Annotated in this window: 14 protein-coding genes and 1 pseudogene; 11 read left to right on the forward strand and 4 right to left on the reverse strand. The window is 61.1% G+C overall.

Going from position 1 to position 18,440, the window contains the following annotated elements:
- Window positions 1-240: 240 nt before the first annotated feature.
- Window positions 241-1,167: a LysR family transcriptional regulator gene (locus tag FHT77_RS28165; RefSeq protein WP_183758552.1), complete on the reverse strand. Its 927-nt coding sequence runs from the start codon at window positions 1,165-1,167 to the stop codon at window positions 241-243.
- A 160-nt stretch (window positions 1,168-1,327) separates the two neighbouring features.
- Between FHT77_RS28165 and FHT77_RS28170 the strand changes: the two genes are divergently transcribed.
- The 7 genes from FHT77_RS28170 (at window position 1,328) to FHT77_RS28200 (ending at window position 11,383) form a co-directional block, all read left to right on the forward strand.
- Window positions 1,328-3,016 carry a GMC family oxidoreductase gene (locus FHT77_RS28170; protein WP_183758554.1) on the forward strand — a complete coding sequence of 563 codons (1,689 nt, stop codon included), beginning with the start codon at window positions 1,328-1,330 and terminating at the stop codon, window positions 3,014-3,016.
- Window positions 3,017-3,040: 24 nt separating this feature from the next.
- Window positions 3,041-5,551, forward strand: coding sequence for a CoA transferase (locus FHT77_RS28175; protein WP_183758556.1), 2,511 nt, complete (start codon window positions 3,041-3,043; stop codon window positions 5,549-5,551).
- Between the two features lie 116 nt (window positions 5,552-5,667).
- Window positions 5,668-6,669, forward strand: a complete 1,002-nt coding sequence (locus FHT77_RS28180) for an ABC transporter substrate-binding protein (protein ID WP_183758557.1) — start codon at window positions 5,668-5,670, stop codon at window positions 6,667-6,669.
- A gap of 61 nt (window positions 6,670-6,730) precedes the next feature.
- On the forward strand, window positions 6,731-7,618 hold the full coding sequence (locus FHT77_RS28185; RefSeq protein ID WP_183758559.1) for a proline/glycine betaine ABC transporter permease: 888 nt from the start codon (window positions 6,731-6,733) through the stop codon (window positions 7,616-7,618).
- Window positions 7,611-8,690: a glycine betaine/L-proline ABC transporter ATP-binding protein gene (locus FHT77_RS28190; protein ID WP_183758561.1), complete on the forward strand. Its 1,080-nt coding sequence runs from the start codon at window positions 7,611-7,613 to the stop codon at window positions 8,688-8,690. The genes FHT77_RS28185 and FHT77_RS28190 overlap by 8 nt, the downstream gene beginning before the upstream one ends.
- Before the next feature lie 31 nt (window positions 8,691-8,721).
- The gene (locus FHT77_RS28195; RefSeq protein WP_183758563.1) at window positions 8,722-9,714 is read left to right on the forward strand and encodes an MDR family oxidoreductase; all 993 of its coding nucleotides are present in this window, start codon (window positions 8,722-8,724) and stop codon (window positions 9,712-9,714) included.
- Between the two features lie 664 nt (window positions 9,715-10,378).
- The gene (locus FHT77_RS28200; RefSeq protein WP_183758565.1) at window positions 10,379-11,383 is read left to right on the forward strand and encodes an LLM class oxidoreductase; all 1,005 of its coding nucleotides are present in this window, start codon (window positions 10,379-10,381) and stop codon (window positions 11,381-11,383) included.
- A gap of 193 nt (window positions 11,384-11,576) precedes the next feature.
- On the opposite strand, the gene FHT77_RS32335 is transcribed toward FHT77_RS28200, so the two are convergent.
- Complete coding sequence (locus FHT77_RS32335; protein ID WP_183758575.1) at window positions 11,577-11,804, reverse strand: response regulator; 228 nt, start codon at window positions 11,802-11,804, stop codon at window positions 11,577-11,579.
- Window positions 11,805-11,859: 55 nt separating this feature from the next.
- Between FHT77_RS32335 and FHT77_RS28210 the strand changes: the two genes are divergently transcribed.
- On the forward strand, window positions 11,860-12,873 hold the full coding sequence (locus tag FHT77_RS28210) for an IS630 family transposase (RefSeq protein ID WP_312859785.1): 1,014 nt from the start codon (window positions 11,860-11,862) through the stop codon (window positions 12,871-12,873).
- Here the strand turns inward: FHT77_RS28210 and FHT77_RS28215 are convergent.
- Together FHT77_RS28215 and trxC are read right to left on the reverse strand one after the other, a co-directional pair.
- Window positions 12,767-13,228, reverse strand: a complete 462-nt coding sequence (locus FHT77_RS28215; RefSeq protein ID WP_183758566.1) for a DUF1931 family protein — start codon at window positions 13,226-13,228, stop codon at window positions 12,767-12,769. The two genes, FHT77_RS28210 and FHT77_RS28215, sit on opposite strands and share 107 nt — an antisense overlap.
- Window positions 13,229-13,379: 151 nt before the next feature.
- Window positions 13,380-13,859: a thioredoxin TrxC gene (trxC, locus tag FHT77_RS28220; protein ID WP_210281058.1), complete on the reverse strand. Its 480-nt coding sequence runs from the start codon at window positions 13,857-13,859 to the stop codon at window positions 13,380-13,382.
- A 510-nt stretch (window positions 13,860-14,369) separates the two neighbouring features.
- Here trxC and FHT77_RS28225 point away from each other — a divergent pair.
- The 3 genes and pseudogenes from FHT77_RS28225 to FHT77_RS32140 all read left to right on the forward strand — a co-directional run.
- The gene (locus tag FHT77_RS28225; RefSeq protein WP_183758568.1) at window positions 14,370-15,581 is read left to right on the forward strand and encodes an alkene reductase; all 1,212 of its coding nucleotides are present in this window, start codon (window positions 14,370-14,372) and stop codon (window positions 15,579-15,581) included.
- Between the two features lie 563 nt (window positions 15,582-16,144).
- Window positions 16,145-17,506, forward strand: coding sequence for a PQQ-dependent sugar dehydrogenase (locus FHT77_RS28230; RefSeq protein ID WP_183758570.1), 1,362 nt, complete (start codon window positions 16,145-16,147; stop codon window positions 17,504-17,506).
- A 545-nt stretch (window positions 17,507-18,051) separates the two neighbouring features.
- Window positions 18,052-18,364 (forward strand): annotated as a pseudogene (locus FHT77_RS32140) (LysR substrate-binding domain-containing protein); the annotation flags it as partial.
- Between the last annotated feature and the right edge of the window lie 76 nt (window positions 18,365-18,440).

Here is an 18,440-nt window from a genome sequence, read left to right on the forward strand (position 1 = left end):
TCGTCCAGGAAGCGCGGTTGAAGGCGCGCTGCGGTAAGTGGGTGATCTCGTACGCCGTTTCGAATATCCTGGCAAAGCTGCAGCTTAGACAGGGTCGAGCGCCGCCGATATCGCGCTCGGGACTTCATGAGTCCTCTACGATTGAGACCCAGAGCGTATCGGGTTTTTACCTGTCCCGTCGTCCAGTCCGAGGGGTTGGCTCCGAGGCCGTGTGAAAGATGTTGTGCAAATTCAAGGTGCTTAACCCCAAACACGTTTGATTGCATCGAATGCGGCCACAACAGTGGGATCACCCTTACGAGCTTCCATGCATATGAAGCTCAATGTCGTCGAAATTTTCACCGCATCGGCGATGAAGAGCCCGTGGGCCTGTTGTTCATGGAGGGCGATCGACTCGCGGCAGAGGCTCAAGCCGACGCCTGTGCGGACCATGGCGACCATCGACGCTTCCTGATCGACTTGGGAGACGATGTTCTGACGCAGGCCAAGATCGGTGAACAGTCGTGCCAGCAGCCGGTTATGCACCGAGGCGGGCGGTGTGCCGATCCATGGCAGTGCTGCCAACTGTACCCAATCCGCACCACGGACGAAGCTTGCAAGCGACGGCGGGGCAACGACGCGATAGGTCAGTTGTGCCAGTTCCTTGCCATAAAACAGTTTGGTGGCAGTTTCGTCAGAACGCTCGACTATAGGATCGTAGTCCCTCGGGTCTCCGAGGAAGAATCCGGCATCCAGTTCATTCCGCCGAAGCCCTTCCGGCACATCGCCGCTCATGCCATGTCGCAATGTTGTCTCAATGCTCGGTCCGTTTTCGATCAGCGCCTTCAGAAACGCGCCCAGTCGCGTGAACTCCGGGTCGATGATGGTGCCGATCCGGAGTTTGCCCCGCACGCGCGTTGCCAGATGCCCGGCTGTCTGGCGGAAATCCGTCAGCGCCGCCAGCACCTGCTCGGCCTTGGCAGCCAGCAGCGCGCCCTCCTGCGTCAACTCCAAACCCGTGGAAGTCCGTCGGAACAGGGAGAGGCCGGTCTCTGCGGCAAGACGTTTCAGTTGCAGCGTCACGGCCGGCTGGGTGAGGTGCAATAGCTCCGCGGCGCGGGTGACGTTGCCCTCCCGCGCCACGGTGACGAATGCCCTCAATGTTCTCAGGTCGGCCGATTGCAGCATATTAGTTTCATTTATAATGCCTTCTATTATTTGTCATTGGATTTTCCGACCGCACCTCCGCTATGGCTCTGAACGATGTAGGCAGGGAGGCTGGCATGCAGCGACAGGATGTCGAAGCTTATGAGTGTGGGTGGTTCCGTCTGAACGGGCGGGCAGCACAATGACGCGTAACGCTTCGCTATCTACACAGCATGCTTTTGACTACATCATTGTCGGCGGCGGCTCCGCCGGCTGCCTGCTTGCCAACCGCCTCAGCCGCGATCCGGCGATGCGGGTGCTTCTCTTGGAGGCCGGCCGCAAGGACGACTATCCGTGGATTCATATTCCCGTCGGTTATCTTTATTGCATCGGCAATCCGCGCACCGACTGGCTGTATAAGACCGAGCCCGACGCTGGCCTGAACGGGCGCTCGCTGCGCTACCCGCGCGGCAAGACGCTCGGCGGCTGCTCCTCCATCAACGGCATGATCTATATGCGTGGCCAGGCCCGCGACTTCGACGGCTGGGCGGCGGCAACCGGCGATGACGCCTGGTCTTGGCAGAATTGCTTGCCTGATTTCAAGGCGCATGAGGATCATTACCGGCTGGACAACGGTGAGGACCCGAAGACTGGCGGCAACAGCCGGTTCTCGGACATGCACGGCCACGGCGGCGAGTGGCGGATCGAGAAGCAGCGGCTCAAATGGGATATCCTCGAATCCTTTGCAGAGGCCGCCGTCGAGGCCGGCATTCCGCGCTCCAACGATTTCAACAGCGGCGACAACGAAGGCGTCGGCTATTTCGAGGTCAACCAGCGCTCCGGCTGGCGCTGGAATACGTCGAAGGCTTTTTTGCGCCCCGCGAAGAACCGCCCAAACCTGGCGGTCTGGACGCAATCCCATGTCGAACGGCTGATCCTGGAAACCGACGGTTTCGGCCGCAGGCGTTGCGCTGGCGTCGTGGTCCAACGCCAACGGCAGAGCGCGGAGGTCCGTGCCCGCAGGGAGGTCATCCTGTCCGCCGGCGCAATCGGCTCGCCGCAAATCCTGCAACTGTCCGGTATCGGCCCCGCCGGACTGCTGAAGCGACATGGCATCGAGGTTGTGCATGACCTGCCGGGCGTCGGGGAAAATCTCCAGGACCATCTGCAGATCCGCGCCGTCTTCAAGGTCGGCAATGCAAAAACGCTGAACACGCTCGCCAACAGCCTATTCGGCAAGGCGATGATCGGGCTCGAATATGTTCTGAAACGCAGCGGCCCGATGAGCATGTCGCCCTCGCAGCTCGGCGCTTTCACCCGGTCGGACGACAGACAGGCCCACGCTAATCTCGAATATCACGTCCAGCCTCTCAGCCTCGACGCCTTCGGCGAGCCGTTGCACAGCTTACCCGCCTTCACCGCGAGTGTGTGCAATCTCAACCCGGCCAGCGTCGGAAACGTGCGCATTCGTTCCGGCAAGGCGTCGGATGCCCCGGCGATTGCGCCGAATTATCTGAGCACGGAAGAGGATCGCAGAATTGCCGCCGAGAGCCTGCGGCAAGTGCGCAAGATCGTGTCGCAGCCGGCGCTTGCAAAATACCAGCCTGAGGAATGGAAGCCCGGCTTGCAGTTCCAGAGCGACGAGGAACTGGCGCGGCTGGCGGGCGATATCGCCAACACCATCTTTCATCCGGTCGGGACGACGAAGATGGGCCGCGACGACGATCCGATGACAGTGGTGGACAGCCGTCTCAGGGTGCGCGGCATCGAGGGCCTGCGCGTCGTCGACGCAGGCGTCATGCCAAAGATCACCAGCGGCAACACCAACGCACCGACGCTGATGATCGCCGAAAAGGCGGCCGGCTGGATCGTCGCCGATGCGCGCGCATAGAAAAGTCTTGGGGAGATAAGAGCAATGACATCGATCGCACGTTCCGCGCTTCCACTTTCCGGCATTCGGGTGGTTGATTTCGGGCAATATATCGCCGGCCCGGCCGTCGCCATGATCTTTGGCGATCTCGGCGCGACCGTCGTGCATGTCGATCCGCCCGGTGGTCCGCTCTGGGACACTCCTGCCAATGCCATCCTCAACCGCAACAAGCTGATCGTCACCCTCGATCTCAAATCGCAGCAGGGCTTGGATGAGGCGAAAGCGCTGGTGGCCGAGGCCGATATTATCGTCGAGAATTTCCGCCCTGGCGTGCTTGCCCGACTCGGGATCGATTTTGCCGAATTGCGTAAAGCACGGCCGGAACTGATCACCCTGTCGATTCCCGGCTTCGCCTCCGACGATGAGCTTCGTCGCGACTGGCGGGCCTTTGAGACGGTGATCGCGGCCTCGTCCGGCGTCTTTACGGATATGGGCCTCAATCGCGTCCTGATGGGCATTAACCCGTCTTTCTCGCCACTGCCGCTGTCCTCCGCCTACGGCACCATGCTTGCAGCGTCCGCAACGGTGCTGGCGCTTCAGGCGCGGGAGCGCACGGGTCATGGCGACCACATCGAAGTGCCGCTGGCAAGCGCGGTGATGGAGGGCCTCTCCTACAATTCCATCCTGATCGACGACTATCCGCTGCGCTACCAGACCCAGCGCGAGCGGGAGATCGAACGGCGGCGCAGCGAGGGCCTGCCGATGGATATGTCCTATGACGCCCTCCAGGAGTTCCTCGATCCCTTTTATCGCAGCTATGTGTGCGCCGACGGGCGCATGTTCTACGTCGTCTGCCCCAGCCACAAGAACCATGCGAAGCGCTGCCTGCAAGCCCTCGGCATTTACGACGAACTGGTTGCTGAAGGACTGCGTGAGGAGGAAGACACCTATCTGCCGGTGTCGCAATGGTCGTCGGATGTTTCGCTCGGCGTCTATCCGCTTCCGAAATTCTGGGCAGACAAGATTGCGGCCCGCATGAAGGAGGTTTTCCTGACCAGGACGGCGGCCGAATGGGAGTGCGTCTTCGGGGAAGGGCTGTTTCCGGGTGCGCCGCAGCGCTGGCTGAAGGAATGGATCGCCGACGATCACGCCAGGGCCGCCGGCCTGATGATCGAGGTTGACGATCCGATCCTGGGCCAAATGACCCAGCCGGGGCCGATGGCCTGGCTACAGGAGAGCGCCGAAGCCATGCTTGCGCCACGCCCGCGGCGTTGGGGGACGGCCAAGGACGCCTTGGCGATGCTTGCGGAGATGGAACGCCCTTCCTTACCGGTTCCGACCGACGCCCCCGGTGGCTGGTTGGATGGCGTCAGGGTGCTTGATCTCTGCAACGTGATCGCCGGCCCGCATTCGGTCGCCTATCTCGCCCGCTTCGGCGCAGAGGTGATCAAGATTGACCCGGCCAAGCCGCTCTATGACTGTTGGAACACCGTGATCTTCGGCATGTCGCACATGCGTGGCAAACAGTCCTTGCTGCTGAACATCGGTTCGCCCGATGGCCGTGTCGTCTTCGAGGAGTTGGTGCGCTCCGCCGACGTCGTCGTCTGGAATGCCACCGACAGGCAGGTCAAGGCGATGGGGCTAGATGCCGAAAGCCTGAAGGTGCTCAACCGCCAAGCGATCTTCTGCCAGCTCGATTGCTTCGGCGGCGTGCGAACCGGCCCGCGCACCGACTATCTCGGCTATGACGACCTCGTTCAATCGGCGACCGGCATCATGCTGCGTTTCGGCGGATCGATGGAAACGCCGGAGGAACATGCCCATGTCGGCACCATCGATGTCATGTGCGGCTTCGGTGCGGCGCTCGGCATTGCCGCCGCCCTCTACCAGAAATCCAGAACCGGGATCGTCGGCCGCCCGCGCACGTCGCTGTCGGCGCTGACCGGCCTCGCGCAGATACCGTTCTGCTACGACTACGCCGGGCGCGGTCCCTTCGACGAGCCGTCCGGACGCGAAACCAAGGGCTATCATGCCCTGTCGCGGCTCTACGAAACGGCGTCAGGGGATCACCTTCTCTTGTGCGCTTCGGAAGCCGACCTGCCGCGCTTCCGCAAGGTTGAAGGGTTGGAGGGCATACCGGAAATGGCGGCATCGGATCGCGAGGCCTACCTCTCGCGGGCCTTCATGACTGCATCCGCTGAGACCTGGCAACAGCGGCTACAGGAAGCCGATATCGGTGTATCGCTTTGCGAGAATATCGAAACTGTCCGGAGCCGCAGCGCCCGCATTGCCGACGCTACGCCGGGGATCGATCGTGGCAGCTATTCCTTCTCGATCTTCCCGAACCATCCGAGTGGCCACACCGTCACCCAGCTCGATCCCTTCGCTATTCGTCCGACGGTCGGCAAGGTCACGGCCGTCGCGCCGGCCGAGAAGTACGGGGCGTCCACACGCGCCGTACTGAAATCCCTGAACTACACCGACGCCCAGATCGATCGGCTGATTGCCTCCGGTGCGATCAGCGAGACCTGGAGCGAGGAATATCTGCCGAGCTAGCAGAAAACGGCGGCTTCGGGTTCTGAGGAGGATACCGAAGCTGCTCGCGGCCGCCAAGATATGCGATGGCGTTGGCGGGCCTGCAATTTCAACATCGCACATAGGGAGGAAGTGCCATGAAAGAACTCTTTGCCTCGACATGCCTTGCAGCGGCGATGCTGACCTTTGGCAATTCGGCGCAGGCTGCGGATTGCGGCGACGTCACCATCGCCAGCATGAACTGGCAGAGCGCGGAAGTGCTCGCCAGTCTGGACAGGTTCATCCTGACCGAGGGCTACGGTTGTAATGCCGAAATCATACAGGGCGATACGGTCCCGACGATCACGTCGATGACCGAGAAGGGCCAGCCCGACATCGCGCCCGAAGGATGGGTCGATCTTCTTCCCGATGTCGTCAACGCCGGCGTTGCAAACGGAAAGCTCGTCGTTGCATCGACCGTCCTGACCGACGGCGCGGTGCAGGGCTGGTGGATGCCGAAATACCTTGCTGACGCGCATCCGGATATCAAGACGATCGATGATGTCCTCAAGCATCCGGAGCTGTTCCCGGATCCCGAAGACAAATCGAAGGGTGCCATTCACAATGGCCCGCAGGGCTGGGGCGGCACGGTCGTGACCGCGCAGCTCTACAAGGCCTATGGCGGGGAAGCTGCAAACTTCACGCTCGTCGACACGGGTTCGGCTGCCGGCCTCGATGGCTCGATTGCCAAGGCTTACGAGCGCAAGGAAGGCTGGGTCGGCTACTACTGGGCCCCGACCGCGCTTCTCGGCAAGTACGACATGGTCAAGCTCGATTATGGCGTGCCGCACGAAGCGGCCGAGTGGAAGCGCTGCAACACCGTCGCGGATTGCCCCGACCCGAAAAAGAATAAGTGGCCGAGGGACACCGTCCAGACGCTCGTGACCAAGCCGTTCTCCGAGCGCGCCGGCGAGGACGTCATGGGCTATCTCCACAAGCGCGCCTGGTCGAACGAAACCGTCAACAAGCTGATGGCCTGGATGACCGACAACCAGGCAAGCGGCGACGACGGCGCAAAACACTTCCTCGAAGAGAACGAGGCCATGTGGAAGGAATGGGTATCGCCTGAGGCAGCCGAGAAGATCAAAGCGGCGCTTTGAACTCGTTCAAGACGCTGCAGCGCGTCCAGAATGCGCTAGCTGTTATCGAGGAGGATAGATTTTGGATTGGCTGTTTAGCTTTCCGCACATGGATGACGCGTCTCTGCGTGATCTCAAGAAGGCAATCGACGAAGGCTTCCGCGGGTTCACGCGGGCCTATGGCGATGGTCTTGAAGCAGTTTTCGAGCCGCTGCAGCACTTTTTGATCTGGTCCGAGCGCTTCATGACGAAGACGCCCTGGCCGATCATCCTGGTATTGATCGCCGCCGTCGCGTGGTTCGCCAGCCGCAATTGGAAGATCGTCGCGGGAACGGTCGTGACACTGCTGCTCATCGGTTATTTCGACATGTGGGACGACACGATGAAGACGGTCTCGATGATCTTCGTCTGTACGGTGCTCTCGATCGTCGTCGGTATTCCCAGCGGTATCGCCATGTCGCGCTCCGACCGGGTGCAGAACGTGATCAACCCGATCCTAGACGTCATGCAGACCATGCCGAGCTTCGTCTATCTTATCCCGGTCGTCATGCTGCTCGGCATCGGCAAGGTGCCCGGCCTCATCGCCGTGGTCATCTACGCCATCCCGCCGATGATCCGCCTCACCAATCTCGGCATCCGCCTCGTCGACAAGGATGTGCTGGAGGCGGCCGATGCCTTCGGTTCGTCGAGCTGGCAGAAGCTGAAGAACGTGCAGATGCCGCTGGCGCTGCCCACCATCATGGCCGGCATCAACCAGACGATCATGATGGCGCTCGCCATGGTGGTCATCGCCTCGATGATCGGCGTGCAGGGCTTGGGCCAGCCGGTTCTGAAGGCGATCTCCAACCAGTATTTCACGCTCGGCATCTTCAACGGCCTTGCCATCGTCGGCATCGCGATCATCTTCGACCGCGTCAGCCAGGCCTTCGGCGTGCGCCTTCAAAAGCACCGGGAGGTGGTCCATGGGTAACAAGAAAATTGGCGGCTTCGGCATCGAAATCAAAAAGCTCTACAAAATCTTCGGTCCAAATGGCGCCGACTGCGTAAAACTCGTTGAGCAGGGTGTTACGAAGGCGGAACTGAACGAAAAACATGGTCATGTTCTTGGCCTGAGAGACATCAACATCTCCATGCCTGCGGGTGGCATTCAGGTGATCATGGGCCTTTCCGGATCGGGAAAGTCCACGCTTATTCGCCACATCAATCGCCTTATCGATCCGACGTCTGGTGAAGTCGTCATCGGTGAAGAGGATGTGGTCAAGATGGACGATGCGCAATTGCGTGAGTTCCGTCGGCATCAGACGGCAATGGTGTTCCAGAAGTTTGCGCTTCTCCCGCACCGCACCGTCCTCGAAAACACCCTCTATGGCCTGGAGATACAAGGGGCGCCACGGAACCGGCAGGTCGACTGCGCCATGCGATGGATCGAGCGGGTCGGGCTGAAAGGTTTTGAGAGCAAATATCCCAATCAGTTGTCCGGCGGCATGCAACAGCGCGTCGGTCTTGCCCGTGCGCTGGCGAACGATGCGCCGATCCTGCTGATGGACGAAGCGTTTTCCGCACTGGACCCGCTCATTCGCGTCGATATGCAGACCGTGCTCCTCGACCTGCAGAAGGAGATCAAGAAGACGATCGTCTTCATCACCCATGATCTGGACGAGGCGCTGAGGCTCGGGGACGGCATCGCGATCTTGCGGGATGGGGAAGTCGTGCAGCAGGGCACGCCGCAGGATATCGTGATGAACCCGGCCGACGACTACATCGCCAGCTTCGTCCGGGAAGTGAACCGCGCGCGGGTCATCAAAGTTGAGACTGTCGCCACCGCGCCGAACGGCTCGTCCGGCGAGCTGAAGATTTCGGTGCCGGCCGGCGCGACGCTGGAGGAAGCGGCAAGAGCAATGACGCTGGCCGGGACAAGCGAGATCGCCGTCGTCGATGGCGACGGTCAGGTCACAGGTGTGCTGACGCTTCCCCAGGCGGTTCATGCCATGGTCAATGCGCAAGTCGTCTACTCGACATCCGACGCCAAGAAAGTTGCGTAGGAAAAAAGAAATCCAGAAATGGGAGCCTCAGATGTTTGACGCCGTCTTGATCAGAAAGTCCGACAGCGGGCAGGAAGCCGGTGTTTCCAAGGTCGAGACCGCGCAACTGCCACAAGGCGACGTGTTGGTGGACGTCGCGTGGTCGACCCTGAACTACAAGGATGCCTTAGCGATCACCGGCGCCTCGCCGGTCGTTCGCAGCTTCCCTATGGTCCCGGGGATCGATTTTGCGGGTGTCGTGGCTGAAAATTCCCATTCCGACTTTAAGCCGGGCGATCGGGTCGTGCTGAACGGCTGGGGCGTTGGAGAGCGGCATTGGGGTGGGCTGGCGGTCAGGGCGCGCGTAAGGGGAGATTGGCTCGTGCCTTTGCCAGAAGGGGTCAGTCTGCGGAACGCCATGGCGATAGGGACGGCCGGCTACACCGCGATGTTGTGCGTTATGGCGCTCGAGCGCAACGGTGTGCTGCCGGACAGCGGAGAGGTGGTGGTAACCGGCGCGGCCGGTGGTGTCGGCAGTATTGCAACCATGCTTCTGGCCTCACGCGGCTATAGCGTTGCTGCCGTTACAGGGCGGATGACCGAAGCGGATTATCTCACCGGCCTCGGTGCCACCGCTATCATTGACCGGGCTGAGTTCACACAGGTCGGCCGGCCCTTGGCCAAGGAGCGTTGGGCAGGAGCCATCGACGTGGCAGGCGGAGTGGTGCTGGCCAATGTACTGGCTTCGATGCGCTATCGCGGTGTCGTCGCCGCATGCGGACTAGCTGGTGGGATGGAACTCCCCACGACCGTCGCGCCCTTCATCTTGCGCGCTGTAACGTTGGTCGGGATCGACAGCGTTTTGTGTCCCAAACCCCAGAGACTGGCCGCCTGGCAACGACTGGCGCAGGAACTCGATATGGCGAAACTCGATGGAATGACAACGGAGGTCCACCTCTCTGACATTGTGTCAATAGCACCTAAATTCCTTGATGGTCAGGTGCGGGGCCGCATACTTGTGCCAATCAACCTGCAGGTTGGTTGATGTAGCCTTAGATTTTACTGTCGGCTAGGAAGCCTGGCGCAGGCAATAGCAGCGCGCATCTCCGCGCGGCGTCCTTGCGAGCAAAGGCAGCATCCAACTTCCGGAGGCGAAGGCGCTTGCATAGAGCCGCAGTTGTTGTGACCATATGGTGCCGATGCGACGGCAGTCGGACGACCGGGTCGCCTGCGCGCCAAGCGCGGATGGTGCTTATTCGGTTCGCGCCAAAGGAGGCAATCCTCGCGCCGCCTTGCTGGTAGGCTGCGGACTGAACAATCAAGAAGAGAATGTCCATTATTTGGGCAACCTCTCCCCGGCCGATGGCTGGAGAGACTATGCGTCCTATGTTCGACTATCCACGAAGCATAGCCCTAATACGTGGAGAATCGTTATGGTTGAACCAGCGTTTTCGCAACCGGAGACCGATGCTCCCCCCGACAATGGACTTGAGGCTTTGATCCAGCTCCTCTTCGAGGGCGAACGAACTTGATTGCGGGATTGTGGCACCGTGGATGGGCGCCGCACCCGATACAGAGATCACGGTAAATCGCCGAATTTGGAGAAATAAAGCATGGCCCGGCTTGTCTGGCACAGCTTCCCCTCTCGCTCCGTGAAAAATTGACCGTTGTCATGGCCGCGATGTGCTCTTCGTCCAGAATGAGGCATCATGCTAAAAGCCAAAAAAGATGCGTCCATCAGCGATTCCGCCGGCTTCCGGGGCATGTTCTCGCTTGGCCGGCTATCGCTCGGAGTGTTCTTCCCTATCGAGGCTTTCGAGAGGGACGAGCCCAGCATCCGCGATCAACCGCGTCTTGCCCGGCGCGCCGAGGAACTCGGCTTTGCCGGCCTTTGGACACGAGACGTGCCTCTGAGAGATCCGAATTTCGGAGATCTGGGACAGATCCACGATCCGTGGGTGTGGCTGGGCTGGATCGCTGCGCATACCTCGACGATCGCGCTTGCGACCGGATCGATCATTCTCCCCTTGCGCCACCCGCTCCATACTGCAAAGGCGTCCGCATCGGTCGATCAACTGACGGGCGGGCGATTCGTCCTCGGCGTCGCATCCGGCGATCGCCCCGTTGAGTTTCCGGCATTCGGTGTCGACTGGCACCAGCGCGACGTCCTCTTTCGCGAGAACCTGTCGACGATCCGCAGGGTGCTCATGGAGGAATTTCCAAGCGTCCAGTCGAGCTATGGCGCCTTGATGGGAACGGCGGACCTCGTGCCCAAACCCGTCTCTCGCCTGCCGATCCTGATCACCGGTTCGAGCCGCCAGAGTTTTGAGTGGATCGCCGAGCATGCGGACGGCTGGATCACCTATCCACGCGACCTCGCACGGCAGGCGGAGCTGGTCGCGAAATGGCGCGCAGCGGTGGAGGTCATGTCGCCTGGTGTGTTCAAGCCCTTCGTGCAGTCGCTCTATGTCGACCTGGCCGACGAGCCGGCCGAGCCGCCTCGGCCAATTCATCTCGGATTCCGAGCCGGCCGCAACTTCATGCTCGACTTCCTGAACGAACTCGCCAGCGCTGGCGTCAATCACGTCATCCTCAACCTCAAATATGGTCGGCGCGATGCGGGCGAGGTGCTGGAGGAGATCGGCCGGGAGGTCCTCCCGCACCTGGGCAAAGGTGTGGGGACGCCCCCTCTCGAGGCGGCTACTGCAAACTAGGTCGTGTACTCACAAGACCTAGCCTAACGTCCGCGTCAATCCAGGAGCGACTGAATCGCTCTAACGCCCGAAATGACGCGATGGGCCAACAACTGACATCGGAAGCTCACCTACTTTAGTGCAGCTTCGATGGCGTTAACCAAGTCGTTTTCCGTGAAGGGTTTCAAGATTATTCGCCAGTCCTTCAGTTCCTTCAGGGGGCCTCGATCGCTATAGCCGGGAGGATGACTGGCAAAGTTGGCCGCATCGCGCGTATCGCTTTCGCAAGCTCACCGCCGCTCATTTCCGGCATCGCGAAGTCCGCGAGAACGACATCTATTTCTTGATCCCTTGCGAGCAGCCGGAGCGCTTCATTGGCGCTCTCCGTTGACGCCGTTGCATATCCGAGAGCCTCGAGCAGGAGTTGATTGATGGTTGGCAGGCAAGCAGGCCTCGTCGTTCTGAGCGACGCGGATAGAAATTTCCTGTAATCTCAGGTGCGCCGGCATAAAGCGCCGCGCTCCTTGTCGGATCGATGCCGGATGGTCTTGGTGTGTGCGCAGGGTCTGCAAAGCAAAGACGTTGCCGAGCGTCTCGGGGTCCACGAGCATACGGTTGGCAAGTGGCGCCGCCGGTTCCTACAAGATGGTATTGAAGGGCTGACAGATGAATATCGTGCCGGTCGACCACGAACTGTCTCTGATGCCCAGGTTGCTCAGGTCGTCGAGCGTACATTGAACACCACTCCCAAGGATGCCACGCACTGGTCCATCCGTTCGATGGCAGCCTCCAGTGGACTTTCGCATACCACCATCCGTCGGATCTGGACAGCATTTGGCCTGCAGCCGCATCGTGCCGGGACATTCAAGCTTTCCTCTGATCTGCTCTTCGTCGATAAGGTGCAGGACATCGTCGGACTTTACATGTCGCCTCCGGACCGGGCGGTCGTGCTTTGCGTGGATGAGAAGTCACAAATCCAAGCCCTGGATCGCGAGCAGCCTGTGCTGCCTATGGCGCCGGGCGTTGCCGAACGGCGCACTCATACCTATGTCCGCAATGGCACGACCTCCCTGTTCGCCGCGCTCGACGTCGCGACTGGCGCCGTGATCGGTCATTGCTACAAGCGTCACCGAGCGACCGAATTCCCCGACTTTTTGAAGCGGATTGACGCCGAAATGCCCAATGGGCCGGACGTGCATCTGGTGATGGACAACTATGCCACCCACAAGACACCAAGGGTCAAGGCATGGCTCGCGCGCCGCCCAGACTGGCATGTTCACTTCACGCCAACGTCGGCATCCTGGATCAATCAGGTCGAGCGATGGTTCGCAGAGCTGACGCGAAAACAGTTGCAGCGCGGCGTACACCGTTCCACTGCAGAACTTGAAGCCGACATCGACGCTTTCATCGAAACCCACAACGACAATCCCACCCCATATATCGCACGCAACCAGGGGCAACGGCCATTAGTGCAGCAGGTCGAACAGGCGCCCTGGTGGTCGGATTCCTGAGATTCGGGTCGATGATCCTGAAGGTCTCCGCAAGGGCGAGGCATAGTCCCCCGGCAATCTCGGAGAACCGTGCCTGGGTCTCGTCGCCGATCGTAAGATCGCTCGGCGGCAACCCGATCTGCCCGGACAGGTAATTCGTCAGGTGCAACTCCGCATTGATCAGCCGGAAGCGGTGGATCGTCTCCTGGAGCCCCTTGGTGATCGGGAGATCCCAGGGCTCGACCACGTCGCGACTGTTGGCCTTGGCGTTTGCCTCGCCGCGAACAACAAGGTCCGTGACTTTCCGACGAACGAAAGTCTCAAGCTGCTCGAGGTCGCTCTTGTCGAGATCGAGATCGCCCGCCCGGGGAAACATCTTCTCTGCCTATGAATGGTCGCCATTGCGCACCTCACCTGCTGGACCGCCACTATGAGGCTATCTGCCCGATCGCGCCTTTACGCTCGTCAGGGCGACGCGCCGCCAATTGTTCGACGACCGCGCTGCCAGAGGCTATGCAAAGGCGCCCTCAAGCCCTGTTTAGCGCCTGCTCGACCCAATCGACGATCGCCGACGTCGGCATCGCGCCCGAGGTGCGAGCGATCTCTTGCCCTTTGCTAATCATGATCATGCTCGGAATGCTGCGAATGCCGTAGCGCCCGGCAATAGCGGGTTCCGCCTCGGTGTCGAGTTTGCCAAGCCGCACCCGCGGCTCCAGCCGCGGTGCCGCACTCTCGAAATTGGGAGTCATCATCCGGCACGGACCGCACCATTCCGCCCAGAAGTCGATCACGACCGGCAGGTCGCTCTTGAGCGCGTGCGAATCGAAGTTCGCGCCGTTGAGCTCGACGACTTTGCCAGCGAAGAGGGGGTTGTGACACCTCCCGCATTTCGGGTTGCGGTCGAGTTTTGCGCGGGGGACGCGGTTCACTGATGCATCGACCGGACAGGCGACGAACAGGATCTCGCCAGATGCTTCCGGCCGGCTATCGGTGGTCGATTGGGACATCGGCGTCTCCTTGATAGGGCGCGGCAGGTAGGGTGCAGTCGGAGCGGCGCGCTAGCTTTGGCTGATCTGCACGGGAAGGCGCCGCTTCACGCTTCGATCAGTGCGCCGATCCTGTGCGTACGGCGAATGTCGACCAACTCCTCGGCTTCGCCAACGGATTGGACCATTGCGTTGACACGGACCGGCATCACCCCCTCACCGTCTCTGGGACCAGACGGATACAGCGCGGTTGTAACCGGCTGGCAACCCCATTGGGCCAACGATCTCCTGGGCCTTATAGCAAGCCAACGCCCATCCGTCATTGACGGGCGTCAGCAATCGAGCGCGACCGGATAGTCGCCGATTCTTCATGCATGGCATGAACGATCGTTGGCCGAGCGCCGTCGTCGGTCTCGGCAGCCAATCGTAAGCCGCACTGACGGGCGTCAGTTGAGGCGGATCGCTGTGCTCCTAACATTCCGCGATGAGGGTCCTGGAGACCTGGCAATTCCACTCTCTGAAGGATGGAATATGGACGAGGCAGCTACCATTAAACAATCCCCCGGTGCTACTCATGCGCCGGACACGGACGTGCTGTTCCAGCCGTACCGGCTTGGACCCTTCAACCTGCAGCATCGCATCGTCATGGCACCGCTGACGCGCTCGCGGGCGCGCCAGCCGGGCAATGTGCCGAGTTCCCTTGCCGCCTGCTACTACGCGCAGCGCGCATCCGCGGCGTTGATCGTGAGCGAGGCAACCCAGGTCTCGATGCAAGGACAGGGTTACGCCTGGACGCCCGGCATCCACAGTCGTGAGCAGGTAGAGGCATGGCAACGGGTCACCCAAGCGGTGCATCAGGCCGGCGGATTGATGTTCAACCAGCTTTGGCACGTCGGGCGTATTTCGCATCCCGCCCTGCAGCCCGACAACATGCTCCCCGCCGCCCCGTCCGCCATCGTGCCGGAAGGGACGGCCTTCATCGAGAACGAGCGCGGCGAAGGCGAGCTGGTCCCGTTCGTGCGACCGCGCGCTCTCGACATCGAAGAAATGCCCTACATCGTGGCGCAGTATGAACGCGCCGCCAGAAACGCTCAGGCCGCCGGCTTCGATGGCGTCGAGATCCACGCCGCCAACGGCTATCTGCTCGATCAGTTCATCGAGACCGGCACCAACCGACGTACCGACTTCTATGGCGGCCCGGTCGAGAACCGAGCGCGATTGCTGATCGAGATCGCCGAGGCCGTGATGCGGGTCTGGGGGCCGGATCGCATCGGAGTGCGGCTGTCGCCGATGGGCACGGCGAACGACATCCACGACGACCAACCGGAGGCAACCTTTGGCTATGTCGCTGAGCGCCTGAGCGACTTCCGCTTTGCCTATCTGCATATCGTCAACCCGGCCATGGAGCAGATGCAGCGCGGCGACGCTCCGGATCCACGGGCGCTGGGTATGGTCGAGACGATCAGGAAAAACTTCAAGGGAACCCTGATAGTGGCGGGCGGCTTCAAGCCCGACACCGCGGCGCAGTGGCTTCGCGAAGGCAAGGCCGACCTGATCGCGTTCGGCCGACAGTTCATCGCCAATCCCGACCTGGCGGAGCGTTTGCGCACCGGCGCGCCTCTCAATGCCGAAGATCCGACGACGTATTATGGCGGCGGCGAGAAGGGATACACAGACTATCCATCACTGGCTCAGGATCGAGGCGAACAACCGAAGGCGTGCGTCGACGAGCGGTGGCGGTAAGCCGCGACGGCTTTCTCTGGAGCGGCAGTTCCCGCGATCGTTCCGGCAAACCAGCTCCTTCGAAACGGAAAAAACCAGGGCTTTCCACTGTGCCTTGAGCACGCTGTGGGTGATATGGATCCGGTCCGCGAACTCCCATACGGGCCCGCAGCCTCCGGTGCTACATCAGAGACCGGACAGATGGCAGCCTTCGACCACGTGCCAAGCTTCAAGAAACCGCTTGCGTCTCATGGGGCGTCCACAGATGGGAAGCGGACTGTCGGCTTGAGAGGGTGTCAACCGCCTCGCGCCAATTGCGGTCACTGGCCGCGAAGGCCTCTCGACGACCTGTGCAACCTTTTGCGTGCCTCCGGAGAGATGCCTTGGGCGGGGCACTGAGCGTGATACAGGTGCTTCACGCCGAGGCGGACGCAGGTGGACGTTCACCGTGGCAGCGGCCCCGCTCGCCGGGCACCGGTGGCGGCCGGGACTTTTTCACCTGTTGACATCCGTCAGGGTCACCAACCGCTCACCATTGCAGTGTGGGGGGCGGGGGAGGCCATCCGCAGGAAAGGAGCATGCATATGTCTAGCGTTGCAAGGACGGTCATAGTCACGTTGACCTTATCTGCGGGTGTCGGCCTTGGGCATGGCATGGCGCAGGACAGCACCCAGGTTTTGACCGGCACGGACGCCTTCGGCAGCTGGGAGCAGGACAAGCCTGGCGTTCGCCGCCAGTTCACGGTTGAGGATATGCCCCAGCCCACCGCCAGCGACACGCAGAATTTTGGCGCGATCGTTCCGATCCCGGAAGGCGCCAAGCCTCTCGTGCCGGACGGTTTCACCGTCGAACCGGTCGCGCTGAATCTCAAGGGGCCGCGAGCCATACGCGTTGCCCCCAATGGCGATCTGTTTATCGCAGAAAGCATGTCGAACGATGTCAGGGTGCTGCGCCTGGCAAAAGACGGCACGACGGCAGAGCCGCAAGTCTTCGCCAGCGGGCTGAACAAACCTTTCGGCATAGCATTCTATCCGCCGGGCGCCGATCCGGAGTGGATCTACATTGCCAGTAGCGACAGCGTCATCCGCTACCCTTACAAGAGCGGTGACATCGAGGCGAAGGGCGAACCTGAAGTCATTGTTCCACGCATCCTGTGGACGCATCACTATACCCGCGACATCACCTTTACGCCCGACGGCAAGATCTTGCTGCTCTCGGTGGGGTCGGGATCAAATGTCGCGCTCGATATGTTTCCAGTCTCGTTCTTGGGGGGCATCGAAGCGGTCAACAAGAACCTGCCGCTCGGCGCGACCTGGGACACGGAGGAAGGGCGCGCCATGGTCCTGGCCTATGATCCGGAGGGCAAAAACCAGCAGGTCTATGCAACCGGGCTCCGCAATTGCGCAGGCATCGCCATCCAACCGGCAACGGGTAATCCCTGGTGCGTCGTCAATGAGCGCGACGGGCTGGGCGACGACACACCATTCGAATATGCCACCGCGGTGCAGCAGGGCGCGACCTATGGCTGGCCCTGGTACTATATCGGCGGACACGAGGACCCGCGTCACGCCGGCGCGCGTCCCGACCTCAAGGACAAGGTGACGATACCGGACGTGCTGATGCAGGCCCATTCGGCGCCACTGCAGATCGCCTTTTACGAGGGCGAGATGTTCCCGGCCGAATATAAGGGCAGCGCCTTCGTTGCGATGCATGGCTCCTGGAACCGCGGCAAGCGTACCGGTTACAAGGTTGTCCGCCTCTTGTTCGATGAGACTGGCAAGCCAACCGGCGCCTATGAGGACTTCATGACTGGAATGGTGGCTTCGGATACCGATGTCTGGGGCCGCCCTGTCGGCGTCGCTGTCGGGCAGGATGGGTCGCTATTCGTCAGCGAGGACGGTAATGGCAGCATCTGGCGTATCGCTTACGGCGGGTTGGCAAAGTAAATGGTGTCCTCGGCCGCTAGAAGCCAATTTGGGGTGATCGTCATGAGTGAGGCGTGAACCCTAGGAATGCGCGGCCCGTCTCGCAACCCAAGCCAAGTTTAGCGCTCGGAGCATCCAGAACCCGTACAGTCGGATGCGATAGGGCTCACCAATCCACCCGGCAATTTGCCACAAAGGGTGCGTCGCCCACGGCTGCAGCAGATGCAAGTTGTTGGCGGCGAAGATGGGCACCGGCACAGCTTTGCCCTCAAGTCGAGGCACGCAACTGCCACGTCGTTTCGCCGATGTGCGACCCTCGACTAGTGAGACTGCGGCAACCGTCGAATATCCGTCGACCGAGTGGGGTGTGTTGCTGTAACAAGGGCGCGGACCTTAAATGTACCTCCTCGGGAATGGGGCAGTCCGGCCCTTTTCGCTAGCGGCCTGGACTGGAGTTCCGTTGGCGACCACCTGCCCCCCATCGTCGCCGGCTCCGGGCCCGAGGTCGATGCCCCAGTCACTCGTGGCAGCGACGTCCATGTCATGATTCAGGATGACTACGGTGTTTTCCGAACGGCAATCGCTTCGCGTGGGAGTTTCGCAAGGACGGTGGGGCCGTCGACTACTGGCCCACGGGCCCTCTCGTCCTCGACGATCACGAGCTTATCGTCCAAGCCATACAGGGTGGTGTCGGTTTGGGCTATGTCTGGGAGCAGCGTGCCACGGTCGGCCTGGCGGATGGCAGACCTGGTTCAGTGTCTCGATACTTGGTGCCAGCCAGAGGACTCGCTTTACCTGTATTATCCGAGCCGGCGGAACATGTACGCGGGCCTTCGTGCGGTCATCGACGACATGCGCGTTAGAGCGCCGTACGTTTAATCGAACCCATAGCCTGCGGCTGTAAAATAGTTTCGACATTCTTGGCTATTGAAGAGGTTGCAGATTGATCCGAGCG

Source organism: Rhizobium sp. BK181 (assembly GCF_014193305.1).
In the GTDB taxonomy this organism is placed as follows: domain Bacteria; phylum Pseudomonadota; class Alphaproteobacteria; order Rhizobiales; family Rhizobiaceae; genus Rhizobium.